The organism is Streptomyces sp. NPDC050610, from assembly GCF_040654875.1.
GTDB lineage: Bacteria > Actinomycetota > Actinomycetes > Streptomycetales > Streptomycetaceae > Streptomyces.
Window position 1 is genome coordinate 54,598 of record NZ_JBFAIV010000015.1, and the last position, 18,868, is coordinate 73,465.

19 protein-coding genes and 1 pseudogene are annotated in these 18,868 nt (G+C 65.4%); 9 read left to right on the forward strand and 11 right to left on the reverse strand.

Features of this window, described 5'->3' with window-relative positions; all coding sequences use genetic code 11:
* Positions 1–19: 19 nt before the first annotated feature.
* The 5 genes from AB0I22_RS19765 to AB0I22_RS19785 all read right to left on the reverse strand — a co-directional run bounded on the left by AB0I22_RS19765 (position 20) and on the right by AB0I22_RS19785 (position 3,824).
* Entirely contained in the window at positions 20–445 is a 426-nt protein-coding gene (locus AB0I22_RS19765) for a DUF6195 family protein (protein WP_363132103.1), read from the reverse strand.
* Between the two features lie 79 nt (positions 446–524).
* Positions 525–1,166 carry an ATP-binding protein gene (locus AB0I22_RS19770; protein ID WP_363132104.1) on the reverse strand — a complete coding sequence of 214 codons (642 nt, stop codon included), beginning with the start codon at positions 1,164–1,166 and terminating at the stop codon, positions 525–527.
* An 895-nt stretch (positions 1,167–2,061) separates the two neighbouring features.
* Positions 2,062–2,277 (reverse strand): hypothetical protein, encoded by a 216-nt coding sequence (locus AB0I22_RS19775; RefSeq protein WP_363132105.1) that lies wholly within the window; start codon positions 2,275–2,277, stop codon positions 2,062–2,064.
* A 217-nt stretch (positions 2,278–2,494) separates the two neighbouring features.
* The gene (locus tag AB0I22_RS19780; RefSeq protein WP_363132106.1) at positions 2,495–3,073 is read right to left on the reverse strand and encodes a WhiB family transcriptional regulator; all 579 of its coding nucleotides are present in this window, start codon (positions 3,071–3,073) and stop codon (positions 2,495–2,497) included.
* Positions 3,074–3,458: 385 nt separating this feature from the next.
* Positions 3,459–3,824, reverse strand: coding sequence for a hypothetical protein (locus AB0I22_RS19785; protein ID WP_363132107.1), 366 nt, complete (start codon positions 3,822–3,824; stop codon positions 3,459–3,461).
* A gap of 356 nt (positions 3,825–4,180) precedes the next feature.
* Between AB0I22_RS19785 and AB0I22_RS19790 the strand changes: the two genes are divergently transcribed.
* From AB0I22_RS19790 to AB0I22_RS19810, 5 genes are all read left to right on the forward strand, one after another.
* Entirely contained in the window at positions 4,181–4,642 is a 462-nt protein-coding gene (locus AB0I22_RS19790; RefSeq protein ID WP_363132108.1) for a helix-turn-helix transcriptional regulator, read from the forward strand.
* Positions 4,643–5,070: 428 nt separating this feature from the next.
* Positions 5,071–5,649: an XRE family transcriptional regulator gene (locus tag AB0I22_RS19795; protein ID WP_363132109.1), complete on the forward strand. Its 579-nt coding sequence runs from the start codon at positions 5,071–5,073 to the stop codon at positions 5,647–5,649.
* 163 nt (positions 5,650–5,812) lie between these two features.
* Positions 5,813–6,487, forward strand: a complete 675-nt coding sequence (locus tag AB0I22_RS19800; RefSeq protein WP_363132110.1) for a hypothetical protein — start codon at positions 5,813–5,815, stop codon at positions 6,485–6,487.
* A 29-nt stretch (positions 6,488–6,516) separates the two neighbouring features.
* Entirely contained in the window at positions 6,517–7,638 is a 1,122-nt protein-coding gene (locus AB0I22_RS19805; protein ID WP_363132225.1) for an MAB_1171c family putative transporter, read from the forward strand.
* A complete protein-coding gene (locus AB0I22_RS19810; protein WP_363132111.1) occupies positions 7,635–8,279 on the forward strand; it encodes a phosphatase PAP2 family protein in 645 nt (214 codons plus the stop codon). The genes AB0I22_RS19805 and AB0I22_RS19810 overlap by 4 nt, the downstream gene beginning before the upstream one ends.
* A 108-nt stretch (positions 8,280–8,387) precedes the next feature.
* Here the strand turns inward: AB0I22_RS19810 and AB0I22_RS19815 are convergent, their stop codons facing one another.
* The 3 genes and pseudogenes from AB0I22_RS19815 to AB0I22_RS19825 all read right to left on the reverse strand — a co-directional run bounded on the left by AB0I22_RS19815 (position 8,388) and on the right by AB0I22_RS19825 (position 10,013).
* The gene (locus AB0I22_RS19815) at positions 8,388–8,624 is read right to left on the reverse strand and encodes a hypothetical protein (RefSeq protein ID WP_363132226.1); all 237 of its coding nucleotides are present in this window, start codon (positions 8,622–8,624) and stop codon (positions 8,388–8,390) included.
* Positions 8,625–8,783: 159 nt separating this feature from the next.
* Positions 8,784–8,849, reverse strand: a pseudogene (locus AB0I22_RS19820) (hypothetical protein); the annotation flags it as partial.
* A gap of 726 nt (positions 8,850–9,575) precedes the next feature.
* A complete protein-coding gene (locus tag AB0I22_RS19825; protein ID WP_363132112.1) occupies positions 9,576–10,013 on the reverse strand; it encodes a glutaredoxin domain-containing protein in 438 nt (145 codons plus the stop codon).
* Positions 10,014–10,787: 774 nt separating this feature from the next.
* Between AB0I22_RS19825 and AB0I22_RS19830 the strand changes: the two genes are divergently transcribed.
* From AB0I22_RS19830 to AB0I22_RS19840, 3 genes are all read left to right on the forward strand, one after another.
* On the forward strand, positions 10,788–10,925 hold the full coding sequence (locus AB0I22_RS19830) for a hypothetical protein (RefSeq protein WP_363132113.1): 138 nt from the start codon (positions 10,788–10,790) through the stop codon (positions 10,923–10,925).
* A 99-nt stretch (positions 10,926–11,024) separates the two neighbouring features.
* Positions 11,025–14,255: a lantibiotic dehydratase gene (locus tag AB0I22_RS19835; protein WP_363132114.1), complete on the forward strand. Its 3,231-nt coding sequence runs from the start codon at positions 11,025–11,027 to the stop codon at positions 14,253–14,255.
* Positions 14,252–15,577 carry a lanthionine synthetase C family protein gene (locus AB0I22_RS19840; protein ID WP_363132115.1) on the forward strand — a complete coding sequence of 442 codons (1,326 nt, stop codon included), beginning with the start codon at positions 14,252–14,254 and terminating at the stop codon, positions 15,575–15,577. The genes AB0I22_RS19835 and AB0I22_RS19840 overlap by 4 nt, the downstream gene beginning before the upstream one ends.
* A 557-nt stretch (positions 15,578–16,134) precedes the next feature.
* Here AB0I22_RS19840 and AB0I22_RS19845 read toward each other — a convergent pair.
* From AB0I22_RS19845 to AB0I22_RS19855, 3 genes are all read right to left on the reverse strand, one after another.
* Positions 16,135–16,611, reverse strand: coding sequence for a hypothetical protein (locus AB0I22_RS19845; RefSeq protein ID WP_363132116.1), 477 nt, complete (start codon positions 16,609–16,611; stop codon positions 16,135–16,137).
* Between the two features lie 94 nt (positions 16,612–16,705).
* On the reverse strand, positions 16,706–16,981 hold the full coding sequence (locus AB0I22_RS19850) for a hypothetical protein (protein ID WP_363132117.1): 276 nt from the start codon (positions 16,979–16,981) through the stop codon (positions 16,706–16,708).
* A gap of 29 nt (positions 16,982–17,010) precedes the next feature.
* On the reverse strand, positions 17,011–17,295 hold the full coding sequence (locus AB0I22_RS19855; protein ID WP_363132118.1) for a helix-turn-helix domain-containing protein: 285 nt from the start codon (positions 17,293–17,295) through the stop codon (positions 17,011–17,013).
* A 267-nt stretch (positions 17,296–17,562) separates the two neighbouring features.
* Between AB0I22_RS19855 and AB0I22_RS19860 the strand changes: the two genes are divergently transcribed.
* Entirely contained in the window at positions 17,563–18,786 is a 1,224-nt protein-coding gene (locus AB0I22_RS19860) for a site-specific integrase (RefSeq protein ID WP_363132119.1), read from the forward strand.
* Positions 18,787–18,868: the final 82 nt, after the last annotated feature.

An 18,868-nucleotide genomic window follows, 5' to 3' on the forward strand; every position in this document is an offset into this window, starting at 1 on the left:
ACATCTCTTTGCTGCCCGGTCACGCCTGAACACCACCGTCTCGTGGGTTGATGGCCCGCCAGGCAGGTGTCTGAGCGAGCAGCCGGCCGAGGTGTTCGAGCGAAGCCACGACGTCTACCTGCTGACTCGGACAAGAGGTGCATGAGCGCCTCAACACGAGCCGTTCGGTGCCCTCCCCCTCCCAGCTGTAGTGGAGTTCGAGACGCTGACCGGCCACGGTGTCCAAGGAGGCGGATGCTTGAAGCTGCTCCTCCAGATGCAGCACACCAGGAGCCTGCCAGTCGAGGGTGACCGCCTCATCCCCCAGCAGACGACGGGCGTACTTCGAGGCCGCCGCGACCGCCCGAGGGCCCCATGCCCGGAACGCGTGCTCGCGCGCTGCCGTCCGCCGCTCCTCTTCGGTGACGAGCCGCTTGGCTGCGGCGAACATGAGGGGATGAGTCATCGAAGGAGTCCTTTCCAGAAGCAAGCGGTACGGCGTGGCACGGAGGTGACCTGACCCACCTCATGGCGTCGGATCGTCATCAAGCGGCCCCCCGGTTCCGGCGTCTGTCGTCACCGATCATCGGGACGAGCGCGGTCACCATCTCCGCGAGGCGGCTTGCCACCCGGTCGCCGACGAAGTCGGTCAGGTCCGGGCCGTCCGCGTCGCGGGCGGGCAGGTTAGAGGTGATGATCGTCGGAAGGCAGTGGTTGTACCGGTAGTTGATCAAGCGGTACGTGATCTCCTCGGTCCACTCCGACGCCTTGGACGTCCCGAAGTCGTCCAGGAAGAGCAACTGCACCGTGGAAAGCCGCTTCAGCTCCCGCTCCGAGGACCCCATGACGTGACTCGGGCGCAGTTGCCCGTACATGTCCGCGCTGTTCACGGCGATCAGCTCGAACTGGTCCGGTCCGCCGGCCGCGATACGACGAAGCGCACCGTACGCCTGGTGCGTCTTGCCCGTTCCCGTGAGACCGGTCAAGAGCACGGCCCCTGCTGTTGCCGGATCGGCGTGCACCCGGTCCGCCCAGGCCCTGACCTCCGGAAGCGTCGCCTCGGCGTCCCGGAACCGGGGCGGGGTAGCAGTCTCCCAGCGCTTCATCGCGTACTCCACGCGGGCGCCATGGTGCCAGTTCGGATCACCGGGGCCCGGCCCGTCGTTGAGAGGTCCGACGTCGGGCACGAGGTGTATTCCCTTCGCGGCAATAATTCGTTCAATGGAGCGCATTGACCCGGCGTGGCCTGGGCGTTGTGGCTCGGCCATGGTCAGAATCCGTTCTGGTAAGCGCTGGACACGGTCGGGTTGCGGAATGGCTGCCAGCCCGCGGCCGCACGTCGTAGAGGAACGACGTTGCCGTTCTTCTGAGGCTCGGCAGGTACCTGAGAAGGCAGGTCATCCCAGATACGGAGCAGGTAGCGAGCCGACTGTGGCGGCCGGGCCGGGTCCCACCGCCGGGCGATGACCTCGACCAGGCGTTCCGGGCCCCACCGGGACGACAAGGCTGTTACCCGCTCCCACTCGGACTTGGTAAGCCGCCACCCGACGAGCATTCCGGCACCTTCCATGGCCGATACGACGTCCCGAGCACCAGCCGGTACACCCGTCGAATCACGGAACGTAGATGAGCTAGCTTGCTGGCTTGGAGTGTTAATACTCCCTACGGGAGTATTAACACTAGGTGCGGATGAGGAAGAAAATTCTCCGTTTTCCGGCGTGGACTTCGAAGTTTCTTCCCCGGACTTCATGCTTTCGGAAGCAGCTTCCTGGAAGTTTCTTCCGACTTCCATCTGTGGCTCGACTGGGCCCGCTGGAGCAGCAGGAGCGCCGATGAGGATCGAATAGCGGTTGGGGTGGCCTCTGCCGACACCAGATTCGTATTTCAATTCACCCAGTGCGGAGAGTTCACCGAGGCAAGTTGTTATTGCGCGCGGAGTGAGGTGGGAGAGTTTCGATATTGCGTCCAGACTGACGGTCGCTTCGCCCTGGTCGTTCGCTTCCCGGGCCAGAGCGAGCATCACGAGACGTGACCCTCTCCGTGACTGGGAGGACGCATAGACTCGGTCGGTGATGAGTTCACTCACTCGCCACCGCCGTAAGCCGAGTTGATGTACCGAATCGGCGACATTCCGAACGATCTATCGTCTTCCGGGATGTACCCGGTCTGGTCGGGCTCCGGTGTCAGGTAAAGGCCCCCGGTGGGGATATGGAAGTCATGGGCGTGGCGCCAATCCGCGACAGGTGCAAAGTGTTGGCGGATCAGCCGGGTTGCGGTCCGTTCGATGTCGTGGTCCACCGTCAGGCGCTCGAAGCCGCCCTCATAGAAACGGGTAATGGAGCGTGAGACCGGGAAGATGCGAACCAGGACGGCTCTTGGGGCTAGGGATCGCACAGCGCTGCTGAGATTTACGCAACGGATTGCTGGCATACGGTTCTTAGGAATTGGAGAACTCCAATGAGAACGCAAGGGGACCCTGCGGAGGGAGGGCGATTTCCTTGTCATGGCGGGAGGGTCAGGCGACGTCCGCCCCGGATGCAGACGCAACAGGGGGCGATGACTTCTTGTGGTCGCGAACCAGTTGCCAGACGTACTTGCGCGGTATCCCAAGGCCCCGAGCGATATGATCAGCGTTCAGCGTTGGGTCACCAGCGAGCCGAGAGATCACTTCCGCACGTTCCCCCTCGTTAACAGTGACGGGAACACCACGTAGAACGGCAGAGACGGCTTCCTCATCGAAGCGGCGTTGCCAGGCGTGCCGAAGGGGAGAGCGCTCCGACGCCAACATACCCGCTCGAATTCCGTACTCATCGTTGAGCCGCAAGGATTCCACCAGGCACCGCGCAGCCACTGCCACCGGACAGGAAGCGCAGAAATTCAGCGGTCGGTTCAGCGAAATTCCCTGAAAGCGACGCACTGTCTCGGGTATCTCTCGCGGCCCGTCCGAAAGAGGACTGAAAATCTCGGGGTCCGCCCCCAAGCACTGTGCGTTCTCGGCCCAGTGCCTCTCCGATTCCAAGGATGCCGCCTTCAAAAGCGGACTCCAGTCGCCGCCGTGCGCCGCCTGTATCAGTTCTCCTATCTCCGTGCTCATTGAAGACCGCCCGAAGTAGGGTCGTCGGGGACAGCACCGTCAGGGGAGCCGACATAGCGTGCATACACACGGAACTCGCCGTCCTCCCTTACCGATCTCGCCTCGAAAGAGCCAGCCGGACGAAATGCTGCGAGGATGCCCTTCCGTATCTGATATGCGGCTGTAGCCGCATCCCCCCTTTTGGCTCGCTTTTGAATGTAGGCCCACTCATTGGGTCTGGCAGTGAGCAGCCTTGCATCCTCGCTGTGATTGAAACGCGATTGCGGAGTCCTACGCGATGACGCGGGGGGATCTCTGAAGACAATGCGATGTGCCACTGGAATTCTCCTGGGAGGAAGATTGCAGAGGCGTTGAATCCAACGGATATCAGCGCCCGGATGAGGAATCAGGCGCGAGAGCGCGAACGCGACGAGGGCACGAGGACCGGCAGTTTTTCGGTCCTGGTGGCATCGAGAGCAGGACGTACGGCGTGCATATCGGAAATCGCCCTGAGATCATCTTCGGAGAATCCGACGAACTTGCCCATTTTCCTGTGGGGGAGGGAGCCTATGCGCTCCCGCAGCCACTTTTCCGGGATGTTCAGTCGGCGCGCAGCTTCCGTGTAACCTACATGTATTTGGTCGAGTCGACGCTGCAGTGCCTCGATATTCCCTGCCTCTGAAATCAAAGCCAGCACAGCCGAGAGCCCTTGCAGGTCAAGACCGCCAGAAAGGTCCGTACCTACGGCAGGTGCGGCCGAGGGGTATCCCATGAGACAATCACTCCTTGAGCAGACGAGGCATCGCCTCGCCTGTATCCGGTGGCATCGAAGCTTTGCTCCGTTGCCGCTGCTGAAGTGCGACCGCGAGGTTTCCAGGCCAGGTGCGGTCTGCACTGTTTCTTCGGGGGCAAGCCCCCAAGTTCGGCTCATCGGCCCGGAGTTCCCGCTCCTGCCGGTGAGCCGAACGCGCTCTCTGGGCTGCTCCAAATGCAGCCCAAATCATGATCATTCAGGCGGTTCCCGCCATCTGCTGACATGATCACCATACCATCATTTCCGACCCATCATTTTCTTCTCTATCTTTGACCGGCGAACCTCCTGCGACGGTGAGCTGGGATACTGGCCGCGTGAAGAGCGTCCAGGACTTCAGTGCATCCGGGTTCCGTGCTGCCTATGAAGCGAAGGGCTGGTCCCAGGGGGATGTGGCGAAGGCCATCGGCGTCACGGTGGGGACCGTCGGCCGGTGGGTCCGGGGCAGAGGAGCCCCCAGCCCCCGCCTGTTCGCCGCGTTGGCCGGGGTGCTCGATGTGCCTCGGTCGCAGCTCTTGCTCCCGCTCGATCCAGCCGCCGACCTAGCCGTCCTGCGGACCCGTGCCGGCCTCCGGCAAGAGGACGTCGCCGAGCGACTCGGTGTGCAGGCATCGGACATCTCGGAGATGGAGTTGGGGACAGGGCGCCCTAGGGACGAGTGGGCTGTGCCCCTCTCCTCCCTCTACGGGGTGTCGCTGGACCGGCTGGTCAAAGCGCGCGAGGCGACCGACCGGCGTTGGCGCGAAGAATTCGAGGGTAAGCGTCGCCAAGCGCCTTGATCCCCGACGGGCGCTGTTCGTAGGCGTGGAGGGCCTGCGTGAGGCACGACAAGACTGCTGCCCTGTAATGGGATAGCGCTGCCTTTGTGGCATGAAATCGTCCCTGTTGCTACGCGTGGCCGCCTCTGGCGCAGCACCTTCTCTACGACATGGAGACAGGGTGGCTGAGGCCGCCATCCCGCTGTCTCTCCCCCTGGCTCGCCCACGTCGACGCAAGCCGTCTGCTTGGCGAGACGCCCGATCTGGCAGTACCGGGAGTCATCAGGTCAACGTGATGGGCTGGTCAAGAACATACGTTGATCACGCCCAGGGCTGTCAAGCTAGAATGATGAAGCCCACCTCGCAGGCGCACCTCATCCTGTTGAGTGGATAATGGGGATGGTTCAGAAATCAACAAGCGGCGGCCGTGGCTTGCGGCGCAAGGAGCAGTGATCACGGCGATGGGCGACAGCACCCCCACCGGCCAGCGCACGATCGCTCAGAAGCTCAGCTTCTTGATCGAGACCGTTCACCCAGCAGACCGCGGGCCGTACTCGTATAAAGAGCTTTCCGACCTCATCAAGAAGCAGGCGGAGGAGAAGAAGCAATCCGGCACCGCCGCGCCGACCGTTTCCCACAGCGCGATCCACGCGATCGCCACGGGCAAGGTCACCAACCCCGGGGTACAGGCGGTGGCAGCCCTGGCGGACTTCTTCGGCGTACCCGCCAGTCATTTCTTGGACGAGAGCGATGACGCCGCAGCCCGCGCCGAAAGGCTGGAAGCGCGGCTGCTGGAAGTCCGGGAGAACCTCGACCGGGCCAAGGCCGGGGATGAACTAGCCGAGGTGCTGGAGGACAAGAAGGTCCGGGCTGTCGCCTTCCGCCTGAGCGGGCTCTCGGCAAACACCTTGCAAGGCGTCAAGAACATGCTCGACGGCATCCGCCAAGCCGAGGGCCTCCCCTCCGCTGAGGAAGACGCAGTGCCAGTCAAGGGCGCGAGGTCGCGGCGGCGCAAGCGTTCATCATGAGCCGCCGTCAGTGACGGGAAGCTTTCGTATGGTTGCCCCCCTGTGACGCGTTTGTCCCATGTTCCACATAGGCTGGGCACCGATACCAGTACGAAACCCCTTGAACAGTACGGCTCGGACCCTTCTGCTGTTCGACCCCAGCAGGGAGACGAGGCTCATGTGGTTGTGGAAGCGCCGGCGTAGCCCCTGCAACCTCGCGGCTGACCAACTCACTATCCCGGCTCCCTTTGAGCTGGAACGTTTCTGCAAGTCCATCGCGGAGCAGCGTGGCCGACCGCTGCTGCTCCTGCCGCTCGACGGCCCTCCAAATCCTGACCTGCCGTGCGGCATCTGGATCGGCCTCGACGTCGCCGACCTGGTCTTCTACGAGGCGACTGCCTCCGACGTCCTGCGCGTCCAGATCGTCCTGCACGAGATCGCGCACATGCTCCTCGGACATGTGGCCCCCGAACTCGACGTAGACCAGGACGCCTCGGACGAGGAGCTGACAGCCGCTTCCGCTCACTTCGAGCACCTGCTGGAGCGCAGCAGCACCGCCTTCGGTGCCATGGACACCGCGCTTCCGGTGGCCGAGATCATGCGCGCCGAAGCGGCGCGGGTGCGGGCCGCGACGGCTGCGACGAAGGCCGCCGATGGCGAACTCGGCTTGAACACTGACCGAGTCATCAATCTGATGGGCCGCAGCAAATTCGCCACCGGCCAAGAGCGGGACGCGGAAACCTTGGCCACTCTCATCCTGGAACGGGCCAGCCGAACCGAGGCCCGCTCTACTTCGGCCGAGGCGGCAGACCGGCTCGCCCGGCTCCACGACGCACTTGGGCACCCCAACAGATCATGATGAAAACCCTTGAAATCGCCGTCCTCGCCATGCTTTGGGGGGTGACCATCTGGCGCGCGCCTTCCGCCCTCCGCAGTGCCAAGGCTCGTGCCTTGTGGATCGCGTTCGCCGCCGTGACCCTGGCCATGACTCTGCGTCGACCCAGCGTCATGCAAGCCGTTGACCACGTCCTCGGCATCAACAACTTCTCGACGCTGGTGAAAAACCTTCTCGGCGCCGTCGGGGCCGGAGCCGTACTCGACTTCGTCATCGCTGTGGCCAGGCCGGAGACCGAGCGCCACATCCGACCACGTCACATCATGGTTCTCGTCTCGATAGCGGCGATGAGCATCGCCTTCGCGTTCACCCCCCGACCTGTCGAGGTCGACGACCTCTTCGACCACACCGCAGGAACCTTCTGGGCCACCGTCTACTTCTCGGTCTTCCAGACCTACATCGCCATCGCCATGGCCGTGGCCGGCTACCTCTTCTTCGACGCCGCCCGCCACGCCGATTCCCGCTGGCTGCGCATCAGCACGCGCACCTTGGGCACCGGCACCGTGGTCGGCGTCCTCTACTCCCTGGTCCGCATCGCCTACCTGCTCCTGCGGCTCACCGGCATCACCGACGACTCCACCATCCGGCTCGCGGACTACGCCTCCAACCTCACCCGCTCCGGTGCCATCGGCCTGATTCTCATCGGCAGCTCCATCCCCGCCATCGGTGTCGCCTGGCGCCAAGCCCAGGACTACCGGTCGCTGCGCAACCTGCGCCCGCTGTGGGAAGACCTGACCGCCGCCGCGCCGGACATCGTCCTCAAGACCCCGCTCCTACGCAGCCCGCGCATCCGGCTGCACCGGACCGTCATCGAGATCCGCGACGCCAGCCTCGCGCTCGCGCCGTACGCCGACGACACCATGCGACGCCGCGCCCGCGCTGCCGCGGCGAGCAGTAGCCACAGCGATGCCGCGGCCGAAGCCCTGTGGCTTCGTGCCTCGCGGGAGGCCAAGCACGAGGGACTCGTCCCCGCGGGCCCGGCTTCGGCGCCCGCAGGCGACAGCGCGCCCCTCGACTTCGAGGCGGAAGTCACCTACCTGAAAGACCTCGCTGTGTTCTACCGATCACCCGAGGCCGCCGAATTCGTCCGCACCATCCGCCGGGAGTACGCATGACGGAAGCGACTCAGGCGCGCGAGCCTCGGCTCGCCCGCCTTGCCACAGACGGCCTGGAGCCGAAGAACTGGATACTTGCCGACGTCGTGCTCGTCGGCTGGCACGCGGGGCGCTTCGCCGGCGTCGGCTGGGGACTCGTCGGCGGGCTCTTCGCCGCCGTCCTCCCTACCGTCTTCATCACCGTCGGAATCCGAAAGGGACGCTGGGGCGACCGCCACGTCAGCCAGCGCCAGCAGCGCATCATCGTGATGCTCTTCGTCCTGCTCTCAGTCGCCGCGGGCATCACCCTCATGACGGCCTTCGGTGCCCCGCGCCCCGTGATCGCTCTCATCGCGGCCATGTTCACCACCATGGCAACGCTCTTCGCCGTCACCGCCGGAACGAAAGCCGACAGCGCCTCTCAGCAGCGGTACTCGGGCAGCTCCTGGCGGGGGAAGATCAGCGTGCACGCGGCCGTAGCGTCCGGCAGCGTGGTGATGCTCGCCATGAGCTACGGCCCGTGGGCCCTACTCGCCTACGCCCTCGTAGCCGTCGTCGGCTGGTCCCGCATCAAGCTTTACGACCACACCCTTGGCCAGGTCACCGCTGGCTCCGTGCTGGGAGCTGTGGCCGCCGGGGCAACCTTTTGGCTCCTCGGCTAGCCACCCCGAGATCACCAACCCGCTTCCTGCCGGAGACAGCAGGCCGCGAGGCCCGGGTCCCTTTGAGAACCGTGTCACCAGCGGCGATGGTGGCGATCAGTCCCCTTATCAATCGGCCGAATGATCAACAGCCGCATCCCCTGCCTCCTCGCGCCACCGGGTCAGGTTGTGGCGGGTGTTCAGGGTGCGAGGGTGGTCGGGGCCCAGTGCCTGTATCTCGCTTTGTAGGAGTTCGGCGAGTGTGGTTGCGGCTCCGGCTGTGTCTCCCGCCGCGCCTCGCCAGTAGGCCAGGTTGTGGCGGGCGGTCAGCGTGCGGAAGTGTTCCTCGCCGTGTACGCGTGCCACGTCTGGCAGGAGTTCGGCGAGTGTGGTTGCGGCTCCGGCTGCGTCTCCCGCCTCCCCCGCCACCGGGCCATCTCGTGGCGGGCGGGCGGGCGGGCGGGCGGTCAGGGTCTGGGGGTGGTCGGGGCCGTGATGGCGGACGGTGGTGTCGACCAGGTGTCGGAAGTGGGAGACGGCAGAACTGGCCTGGCCGCTTTCGCCGAGGCTTCGGCCGAGGCGGTACAGCACCGCGTGGGCGACGGGCCGGTACAGGGCGTTCTCGGCGTGGCGGGTGAGGGGGTCGGTGTTGGCGCGCAGGGCCTGGGCGAGGGCGGTGTCGCGTTCGATCTCGGGCCAGGCGTCGGTGAGGGCCTCGGCAGCGGTGCGGGCGTACTGGTCGCGCTGGCCGGGGGTGAGGGTGTCGCGGGTGGTCCGTTGGATGAGCTGGTGGACGCGGATGGCCTGGTGGGGGGTGTCGGGCCGGTGGTCGATGAGGCTGAGCCGGTGCAGGGCGCGCAGGGTGCGTACCGCGTCCTGGCTGGAGACGGGGGCTGGTTCCGCGGTGGGGTGGGGGCCGGTTGTGGTGCGGTGTGCGGCGAGGTGGGTGCGGGCCGCCTCGCCGGTCAGTACGTCCTGGGGGATGCCGTTGGCGTCGAGCAGGGCGGCCAGGTAGAGCAGGGGGCGGGCGAGGCCGGCGGGGGCGCAGGGTGTCGGCGCGGTCGATGGACAGCGACCAGGCGGCGGCGAGGGCGAGGGGCTGGTCGTCGGGCAGGACGTCGGGGGCGAGGTCGGTCAGGGTGGTGGTGCGGTCGGCCAGCAGGGCGCGGTAGGCGGCGGGGCTCTCGCCGGAGTCGATGAGCTTGGCATTTAACCCTGTCTGCATTGCATGGTGCAGACGGAGGTTGAGACGGCGTCATACCGCCTGTCGGTCGTTCGGGGTATGCGGACGGCACTGTGATGTGGCACCGCTTCCGGTCATGCGGAACGGGAGAGTTGCTTGCGCACCCATGCCGGGTCGGGATTGGTGTGCGGCTGACCCGCCACGACGACGGTCGGTACCGTCTCGTTGCCGTTGTTGGCTGCCCTCACCGCTGCGGCTCCAGCAGGGTCGCGCCAAATGTCGACCCAGTGCAGCTGGCGGGCGCTGCGGCCCAGCCGGACACGCAGTCGGAAGCAGTACTTGCAGCCCGGCCGCCAGAAGACGACCGGCCGGCCGTCGGCCGCGCTGCGGCGTTGTGCCTCCAGGGCACCGATCGATCTCGGGGAAAGCAGAGGCGAATTCACGGCGGCGAGCAGCACAAACACCAGCAGGACTGCTGCGGCTGGGCCGACGGTCTCGCTGAAGATCAGCCCGGCCGCAAGGACTGAGCCGCAGAGCACGAGCAGTATCGGCAGGATCCAGGCGCGCATCATGAAGACGAAGGCTACCGATGAGTCGAAATACTCCTCGAACTAGGCCGCCCCCGCGTCCGGCGAACCCCCAGGTGAGCGACCCAGTTCGAGACACCGTTCGAGGCCGGAAGAAAAAGAACAAGTTAAGTGACAGCGCAGAAACGCCACATCTTGTCAGCCAGAAGCGCCAGTACCAATCACCTGATTCAACAGATGCCAGGGCCAGCCCATTGACTACGGAACACCACTGCCAAATAAATGGCTTCTTCGACTGACATCCTGAAGACCTCTCACAGGCAGTGGAATTGCCGCGATCTCTCGCACCCCTGACAGTGCGGTCCACTCGGGAACCCGACGCTGACCTGCGCCAACGCACAGACTCTCACTGTCTCTCACCCCGCTGTCAAAGAACCGAGAGATCGCAGCTGCATAAGAGGAAGTCCGACCACTCACAGGGCGGCTTGCGCATGGAGCCAGTGACAGACTGCCCGCCCCGGACACCGCCAGAGCTCCTCGCGCGTGCCTTCGACCGCGCCTCAACACCCGGAGCCGTGGAAGCGGCACCACCCCGAGACGACACTCAAGCCCTCGGCCTGCACGGCCTCAGCCCCTGGGCACGCAATGTCCGGCGGCTCCGTTGGCGGACCATCACGAAACTTCGAGGCTAATCTCATAAGGGAACTATTAATCCTTCTGGGTGTATGTCGGATTCCCCTCCTGTGCTGTGGGGCAGTTTGACTTCATCGCCTGTGGCATATGTGCTTTCAGGCACACAATTCAGCGGAGGTGTTCTTGATGGAAGAGATTCACAGCGTGCAGGAGCCGCACGATGTGTTCGACCTCGACGTGCGGGAGGTCGTTGAGATGGATGCGGCGCCGGCAACAGCGCAGTACACGCAGAACTGTACGTACGACCGCACCTGCAACTGCTGAGCTGAAAAGGCCTGCTGGCCGGGCGCCCCTCCTCCACGGAGGGGCGCCCAACCCTCGCAGGCGTTTGCGACATGCGTGGTTGGACAAAGGAGGGGTCCGGTGTCCGGGGTCTCGTTGTTCTATTGCGCCGGGGCAGGGATGTTGCGTGCGCCCGCACATCCGCTGAGGCGTGCGGGGGAGGTGTGGTGGGAGATCGAGGCTGGTGCACCTGACGAGCCGGCACAGTTCGCCGAGGTTCTGCAACGGCTGGCTGAGCCGGGGTTGGTGACCGAGGCCCTCGCTCTGGCCGCCCCGTCGCTGGCACTGATGGTGAACAGGGTCGCCACCGGCACGACCGGGGTGGGATTGGCACAGTTGCGGCGTGGTGTGCGGGCGCTGAGCGGCTACCGGTTGCGGATGGCGCAGCGGGCCACGCCGTTCGGGCTGATGGCAGGGATTGCCCCGGTGGGCTTCACTGATGAGCCGGGTGAGGCGAAGGTTCGGTGGGGAGATTCGCACCGGCGTGGCGTACGCCCGGATCGGGAATGGCTGACGGGTCTTGTGGCCGTCTGGGAACAACGCCCAGAGGTGCTGCGCCGCTTGAGGGTGGTGCGTAACGATCTGACTTTTGTGCGTGGTGACCGCTTGGTCGTGCCATATGTGCCAGATACCGGGGTTGCCCGGGCCGGGAACGCGATGGTGCAGGAAGTGAGTGTGCGCCATACGCAAGCGGTGGCGACCGTATTGGACGCGGCTCGCATGCCTGTGACGGGGGGTGTGCTGGCGAGGCGGCTGTGTGAATTGTTCCCCACTGCTTCGCTCGGCACGGTCGAGGCGATGCTGGCACAGCTGGTCACCAAGGAGATTCTGCTCACCGAGGCACGTCCGCCGCTTGAGGCGACCGACCCGCTGGGGTATGTGCTGGAGGTGTTCGAGGGCGTGCCGTGGGAGGAGTTGCCGGAGCTGGAGCAGCTCCGGGAGATCCGCGGCTTGTTGGACGACTACGCAAGGTGCCCTGTAGGGGCTGGCGGTGAAACGCTTGGTGCAGCGTGTCGGCGGATGCGGGAGGTGCACGAGGGCGAGCACCTCGTGCAGGTCGATCTGGCGCTGGACGTCGAGGCTCGGTTGCCGCGTGAGGTGGCCGAGGAGGCCGCCCGGGCGGCGGGCCTGCTGTGGCGGTTGGCCCCCGTTCCGCCAGGACAGGCGTACCTGCGTCAGTACCACGACGATTTCCTCGCACGGTACGGCACAGACCGGCTGGTACCGGTCAAGGAGCTACTTGACCCTGGTATCGGCCTAGGTGCGCCGGCAGGCTACCGTCGACCGGTGAGCCGTCGGAGCTTGCGCGTAGAAAGTGACCAGGACACGGCCCGCGATCAGGTGCTGGCCGGGCTTGCGCAGCAGGCGCTGCTGGCCGGCGATGCCGAGGTTGTTCTCGACGACTCTCATCCTGTAGTAACCGCCCTCGCCCGTGAGAGGGGCACGCCACCGGACAGCCTGGACCTGCGTGCCCATGTGCTCGCCCATTCATTGGAATCGCTCACGGCAGGCCGGTTCCGCCTTATCCTGGATGGCCATTCGGCTCAGGCCGGAGCGATGTTGGGACGCTTCACCTACCTGTTGCCCGATGACGCCCAGGCGGTGGTGCACGATCTGGCCCGCGGTGTTGAAGCACGAGAACCCGATGCTCTGTGTGCTCAGGTCAGCGTCCAGACGAGCCAGTCACGATCGGCGAACGTCGCCCAGGTACCGCAGTGGCTGGGGCATCTCCTGCCCGTTGCCAGATTCTCCGAGCGCGGCGACCCGGCCGTGCTAAACCTTGACCGCCTTGCTATCGGCGCCGACCACGATCGGCTGTTCGTGGTAGACATCGAGACCGGGCGCCGTGTGCGGCCTGTGGTGTTCCATATGCTCAACCGCGAGTGGCAGGTGCCGAACGCTGCACGCTTTCTGCACGACCTCGCAGGCAGCGGCGTGCATCCTTGGCGGCCGTGGAACTGGGGGGCGGCCGCGGCCCTGCCCTATCTGCCCCGCGTCCGCTACGGGCGCGCCGTGTTGGCCTTGGCGCGTTGGCGGCCCACCGAGGCTCTCCGTGACCAGAGCCTTTCGCGCGAACTGTGGCATGAGAGGGTCGCTCAATGGCGGGAAACCTGGCGGGTCCCCCGCCACGTCCGCGTCGGCCAGGACGACCGCATCGTCGAACTAGACCTCGACGAAAGCGTCCACTTGGACCTGTTGCGCCATGAACTCGGCCGTAATCCCTCGGCCATCGTGTGGGAAGTGCCGACCAGGACCGGCTACCACGATGGGTGGCTCGCCGGCTCCGAGGGGACGCACCGAGGAGAGATCGTCTTCCCACTGCTGGCCCAGCAGTTCCGCGCCGCAGACACCTCAGCGGCACCGTTAGCCGTTGAGAGCAGCGGGCCGCTCAGGGGCGCGGAGCAGACCGAACCGGTGCGGCTGCGCCCGGTCGGAGGCGAACACCTGCCCGGCGGTGAGTGGCTCTACACCTCGGTCTACTGTGCCAGGGAACGCCAGGACGAGGTGCTGACCGTCCATCTTCCCCGCCTGCTCGCCACACTGCCCGACGGGGTCGACCGTTGGTTCTTCTTGCGGTACTCCGACGGTTCAGAGCATCTACGGCTACGGTGGCACGCCCCTGCGGCGGTGCTAGCCGGCGAACTGCTTCCGCAGGTTCATGCCTTCGTCGCCGAGCTCCGCGATTGCGGCCTGACCCGCCGAGTGGTGATCGACACCTACGATCCGGAGGTGGAACGCTACGGTGGCCCCCAGGCCATGGCGGCAGCGGAGAAAGTCTTTCACGCCGACAGCGTCACTGTTCTGGAAACCCTGCGCCTGCTCCGCGCCGGAAGGATCACTACGGCCCCACCACTCCTGGCGGCGACCAGCTACATGGCATTGGCGCGCGCCTTCTTCACCGCCCGCGACCCACTACTGGGGCCTGCTGCCGACCGCGACGCCGGAGCCCGCTGGCTGCTGGAGAGGTTGAGCAAAAACCAACAGGCCCATCGCCACTTCCGACAGATGCGACGGGAAGCCCTCGCACTGATTCGCCCCTACGACGACCATGCCCCTCTCCTCGACACCATCGACAGCGAGGTGTTGCGCACGGTCTGGTCACAGCGTAACGAGGCGGTCCTTGCCTATGGGCACACCCTGCGCGCACTCGGCACCCGCTCGTGGACGTCGCCCGCCAGCGTGCTGGCCTCCTTGCTGCACATGCACCACAACCGCCTCATCGGCTCCGACGGAGACGCAGAACAGACTTCCTACGCGATTGCCCGCGGCGCCGTTGCAGCCCACCACGACCGGCGCGGACACGCCCGATGAACAATCCCGCTACCGCCGGCACCGCACGGGCAGCCGACGCCCAGTTACGTGCCCGGGCACGGCACACAGTCGCCGACCTGGCGCAGTGCCTCGCCGACCCCGAGACCGTGGCCCGCACAGCGCTCGCGAACAGTGCGCACGATCCCGCTGATCGATGGTCCTCATCCTCTCTGGCCGAAGGCCACCCCGGCGTGGCTCTGCTCTTCGCAGAACTCGCCCACACCAAGACCGGCGCACCTCACCGCGATACCGTCCGGGCCCACCTCGCAATCGGCACCACCGGATTGCGGGCCTACCCGGACGACGGAATCTTCACTGGCGTGCCTGCCATCATCTTCGCCGCCCATGCAGCCCGACACGCCCCGCACGACTACGCCACCCTGCTGCGCCGCCTCGACCCTGTCCTGGACCGGCGCGTTCGTGCCTTGCTGGACGCCGAAGACCAGCGCCTCACGGCGAAGCGGCCCGGCGTCAGCCCCCGAAGCTACGACGTGATCAGCGGCGTCACTGGCCTGGGCCGTGTCCTACTGGCCCGAGAGCCTGTCCACCACGCGCTGCTGACCGACGTACTGCACTACTTGATCAGGTCGACAGCCCCTGTACGCGCCCACGGCCACACCGTTCCCGGCTGGTGGATTCCCGAAAGTACAGCCCTTCACCACGAGCCAGCGCGCGCACGAGGCCACTTCGACCCCGGCCTCGCACACGGCATCGCCGGCCCCCTCGCACTACTGGCCCTGGCCCGCCAAAGCGGCCTTCACGCCCAGGGCCACGACGAGGCCATCGAGACCATTGCCGAATGGCTGCTCGCCCACCGCACCCCCGACGGCCAATGGCCAGCCCTGATCACTTTCGACCAGCACAACCACCACCTGCAACCACCAAGCCCCGGCCGCAGCGCCTGGTGCTACGGCACCCCCGGCATCGCCCACGCCCTTCACCTTGCCGGCACAGTACTCAACCGACCCTCCTGGCGACGCTGCGCCCTGGACGCCCTCGATCGCGCACTCGCCAGCCCACAGAAAGTCTTCGACAACGGCCTGTGCCACGGCTGGGCCGGTCTTCTCCACCTGGCAGGCCGGGTCGCCCACCTCAGCGACGACCCACGCATCGCCGCGCACCTGCCACGACTGGCTGCCCCCATCCTCGACGCATACAACCCGGCAACGCCCTTCGGATTCCACACACACAACCCCCGCACCACCCCGCGCCACTACGCCGGCCTGCTCCTCGGAACCGCTGGCATCGCGCTCGCACTCCACGCGTATGCCACCAACTCCCCACCCACCACCACCTGGGACAGCGCGCTGCTCCTGACATGACAGAGCACGGGACCCCACAATGGCCCCGCAACCACCGAGAAATGCCAGCGATACGCCCAGAGGTACTCGGTGCCCATCAAGTCGGTGGTGCGAGTGAAGACCAGCCCGTGGTAGTCGCTGGCACCGCCCGGGTACCGGGCCCCGGGCCGGGGAGCCTGCACCGGCCCGAGCACTACGACCGTCGCCTGCGTCGGGTGTCCTACCTCTCAGTCCAGAGCGCCATGATGCCCCGGCCCTCGACCAGGGACTTCTACCTATGCAAACGCGCCGAGGGTTCGAGGGCCGGCGCCTGGGGCAGGGAGCGGATCCATTCCGCCGCGCGGCGGCCGCCGTTCGCGGTTGGCGACAATCTTCTTACCGACACCCCAGGTTGGCCCGTGGTGGCTATCCCGCACGAGTGGGGAACTGGGCTAAGAGGGACTGATGCCTTTTCGGCGTCGCGCGTACGGCATCCCAGTCGATTCGGGAGGACCGCGTCAGCCGGTCAAGATCGGCCTGACGGTACAGCCGCACGACGGTGCGCTTGTGCCAGCTTGATGTGGTGGTCCCCGAGTGCGTCAGCAGGCCCGCGCGGAGGAGGTGGCCGAAGTCGGCATCGCGTATCCCGAGGACGCGGGTCGCTTCCTTTCGGGTGTGCAGGTGGCCGGTGCGGGAGGCCCGCTCGACCTTGCGGCGGTCGGTGCAGCGCTCCAGGGCGAGCCCGCAGTACAAAACGTGGCCCTTGAATTCCCCCGGACGGGGAGGTGCCCTCGCCGGGCGAGTTCGGCGGCCGTACCTGGGTTGAGGGTGATCCCGAGGCGTTCGGCCAAGTGCGCCTCGGCGCGGGCGGCGCCGACATCGGGGACCGTGCCGACCTGCTCCCGGATGGTGCCGATCCGAGCGACGACCTCATTGAAGACGGCCGCAGACCAGCGGCCGTCCTGGCTGGTGGCAGGGATGAGGCCCAGGCGCAGGGCGCGTTCGAACTGCCACTCCGTCAGGCCGAGCTGGTTGCCGAACTGGCGCGGTCCGTAGTTTTTGAGGGTAGCCGTCACGTCCATCACTCCTTCTTCATGAGAGAGGCAGAGTCGAGGGTTGGGCGACCACATCGGATTGTCGCTCCGGTTGCCTAAGCCATCGAACGGCGACTCACTTGAGTGCATGAACGTGGCCGGGCGTCATAGGTGCAGTAGTGTCCGCGACGCTGTCGCCTTCTCCCAGCTCACTTTCGCGGCCGTCCAGCTCCTTGGCACGTGCGATGTAGCGCTCCAGGGTCGCCTTCCAGTCCACGTTCATATCGGGACTGGTCGTGCCGGGCTGACCGTTGTCGTATTCCACGGTAGTAGTGCTGCCTTGCCGCAAGAAGGCGTCGAACTTGCAGGGGTGAACGCTCACTCCCAGGTCGAAAACCCTCGGCTTCGTCATGCGACGCACTGATTGGACGCTGGTACGTATTACGCGATGCGGCGATATCTGGCAGGCTCTGCTGGACGCATTTCATGGACACGATAGTCATGCGAGTGGACGGTGGAGCTGCGTTGCTCATCGAGCCAGGCGTATACATCTTGCATCGGATAGCGGACGGCGCCGCCGTCGAGCTTGAGATATCTCGGCCCTTTGTTGCCATTACGCCAGTTGCGCAGAGTCTTGTCCGACACTGCGAGCAGTTCGGCGAGTTGGGGAGGGGCCAGCAACTGCCAATTCTCCGTACGCGCGGCTGCGTGTATTGAGTCACTCATTCCTAGTCCTCCACAAGCGTCTAACTCTGCCTTTCAAGACGGCCGTTGAGTGACTGTCTTCGAGAACAACATAGTGGTTCGACTTGGCACCCTGATGGCAGAATCTTCAGAAGCCGTGACAGGGACATCCCAGTTCACGAGCTTGTAGTTGCTTTCAATCCCTCTCGAACTCTGTTGCGTCCCGCTGTGTCCCTACCGGCTAGTAGGCGATGTGGTTGAAGACACATGGCGTTCGGGTCGGCCGATCCATTCAGGAGTGTCAAGTACGTGTCAGGACACATAGAAGACCGCTGGATCAACAAGCGCAGCAAGGAGAAGACCAAGCTTTACGGCAAGGGGAAGCGCTACAAGGTGGCAGGCATCCCCGGTGTTCGTGCTCGCAGCTTCACCAAACTCACCGATGCGAAACAATGGCTCGCAGAGTCCACCACAGAGTCGTCGCGAGGAGGGTGGATCGACCCTCGCGCTGGCGACATGCCGCTGGTTGAGTACATCGAAAAGCACTGGTGGCCGAACCGGGTCGACCCCATTTCGACAGAAAATTCCATGCGGTCCCGGATATGGCGGCACGTCATACCGCCGCTCGGGCAATTCTCTCTCAACGCTATCGGAGCGGCGGAACTGCGCGGCTGGATCGCCTACCTTGTCGGGAGGTTGGACCCGTCCACGGTTCACGTCGTGTGGAATCATCTGTCCTCGATCATGGCTGCCGCGGTCGAGGACGAGAAGATTCGCCGCAACCCGGTGGTGCAGAGTCGCACAGTCCAACTTCCGGAGATACCCGAGAAAACGCCGAAGGTCTGGGCCCAAGAGCGGGTCGTCGCTGTCAGGGCCGGGTTGCAGGAGCGCTACCGCATCCTCGTGGATCTTGGAGTGGGGAATGGTCTGCGGCAAGGAGAAGCTTTCGGCTTCAGTCCGGACGACGTGGACCGGGAGAACGAAGTCATCCATGTGCGCCGCCAGCTGCGCCTCGACTCCCGCGGGCGTCCCTATCTCTGTCCGCCGAAGAGAGACAAGGAACGGACGGTCCCCGCGACGCCCGAGCTGCTCGATGTGATCGACGGCCACGAGGGGAAGTTCCCGGCGATCACCGTCACCCTTCCTTGGAGGCGGAGCGAGAAGGCGAAGCAGGTCGAGAAGGATGTCACGGTACGGCTGCTGTGCACGACCGGCTTCGGCAACCCGATCCGCTACAACACCTTCAATGTGCGCTCCTGGAAGCCGGCTCTGGCTGCGGCCGGAGTCATTGCCGAACGGGACAAGGAGGCCAAGGGATCCGGCTACGAGTCCTCGCGAGAGAATGGGTTTCACGTCCTGCGCCACACCTTCGCGACCGCTCAGCTCAGGTTCGGCGTGAGCATCGTGGCCGTGTCGCGGTGGCTCGGGCACAAGGACCCGTCGTTCACGCTGCGTAAGTATGTGCACTTCTTGCCGGCTGACGATGAGCGCGGGCGTCAGGCGATGCAGTCGTGGTGGGGGAAAACCCCTTGATCGCTGAAACTCCCTGGATACCCCCTGGTGGCCGAACTTCCGCCATGTGCATGGCGGAAGTTAACGGTCGTTCCGGAATTTC

Excerpts from the sequence above, each read along its gene's own strand:
- AB0I22_RS19765 (WP_363132103.1), bottom strand. The coding sequence starts at position 445 with ATGACTCATCCCCTCATGTTCGCCGCAGCCAAGCGGCTCGTCACCGAA.
- AB0I22_RS19780 (WP_363132106.1), bottom strand. The coding sequence starts at position 3,073 with ATGAGCACGGAGATAGGAGAACTGATACAGGCGGCGCACGGCGGCGAC.
- AB0I22_RS19785 (WP_363132107.1), bottom strand. The coding sequence starts at position 3,824 with ATGGGATACCCCTCGGCCGCACCTGCCGTAGGTACGGACCTTTCTGGC.
- AB0I22_RS19805 (WP_363132225.1), top strand. The coding sequence starts at position 6,517 with ATGCTTTGGGGGGTGACCATCTGGCGCGCGCCTTCCGCCCTCCGCAGT.
- AB0I22_RS19810 (WP_363132111.1), top strand. The coding sequence starts at position 7,635 with ATGACGGAAGCGACTCAGGCGCGCGAGCCTCGGCTCGCCCGCCTTGCC.
- AB0I22_RS19825 (WP_363132112.1), bottom strand. The coding sequence starts at position 10,013 with ATGATGCGCGCCTGGATCCTGCCGATACTGCTCGTGCTCTGCGGCTCA.
- AB0I22_RS19830 (WP_363132113.1), top strand. The coding sequence starts at position 10,788 with ATGGAAGAGATTCACAGCGTGCAGGAGCCGCACGATGTGTTCGACCTC.
- AB0I22_RS19840 (WP_363132115.1), top strand. The coding sequence starts at position 14,252 with ATGAACAATCCCGCTACCGCCGGCACCGCACGGGCAGCCGACGCCCAG.
- AB0I22_RS19850 (WP_363132117.1), bottom strand. The coding sequence starts at position 16,981 with ATGACGAAGCCGAGGGTTTTCGACCTGGGAGTGAGCGTTCACCCCTGC.
- AB0I22_RS19855 (WP_363132118.1), bottom strand. The coding sequence starts at position 17,295 with ATGAGTGACTCAATACACGCAGCCGCGCGTACGGAGAATTGGCAGTTG.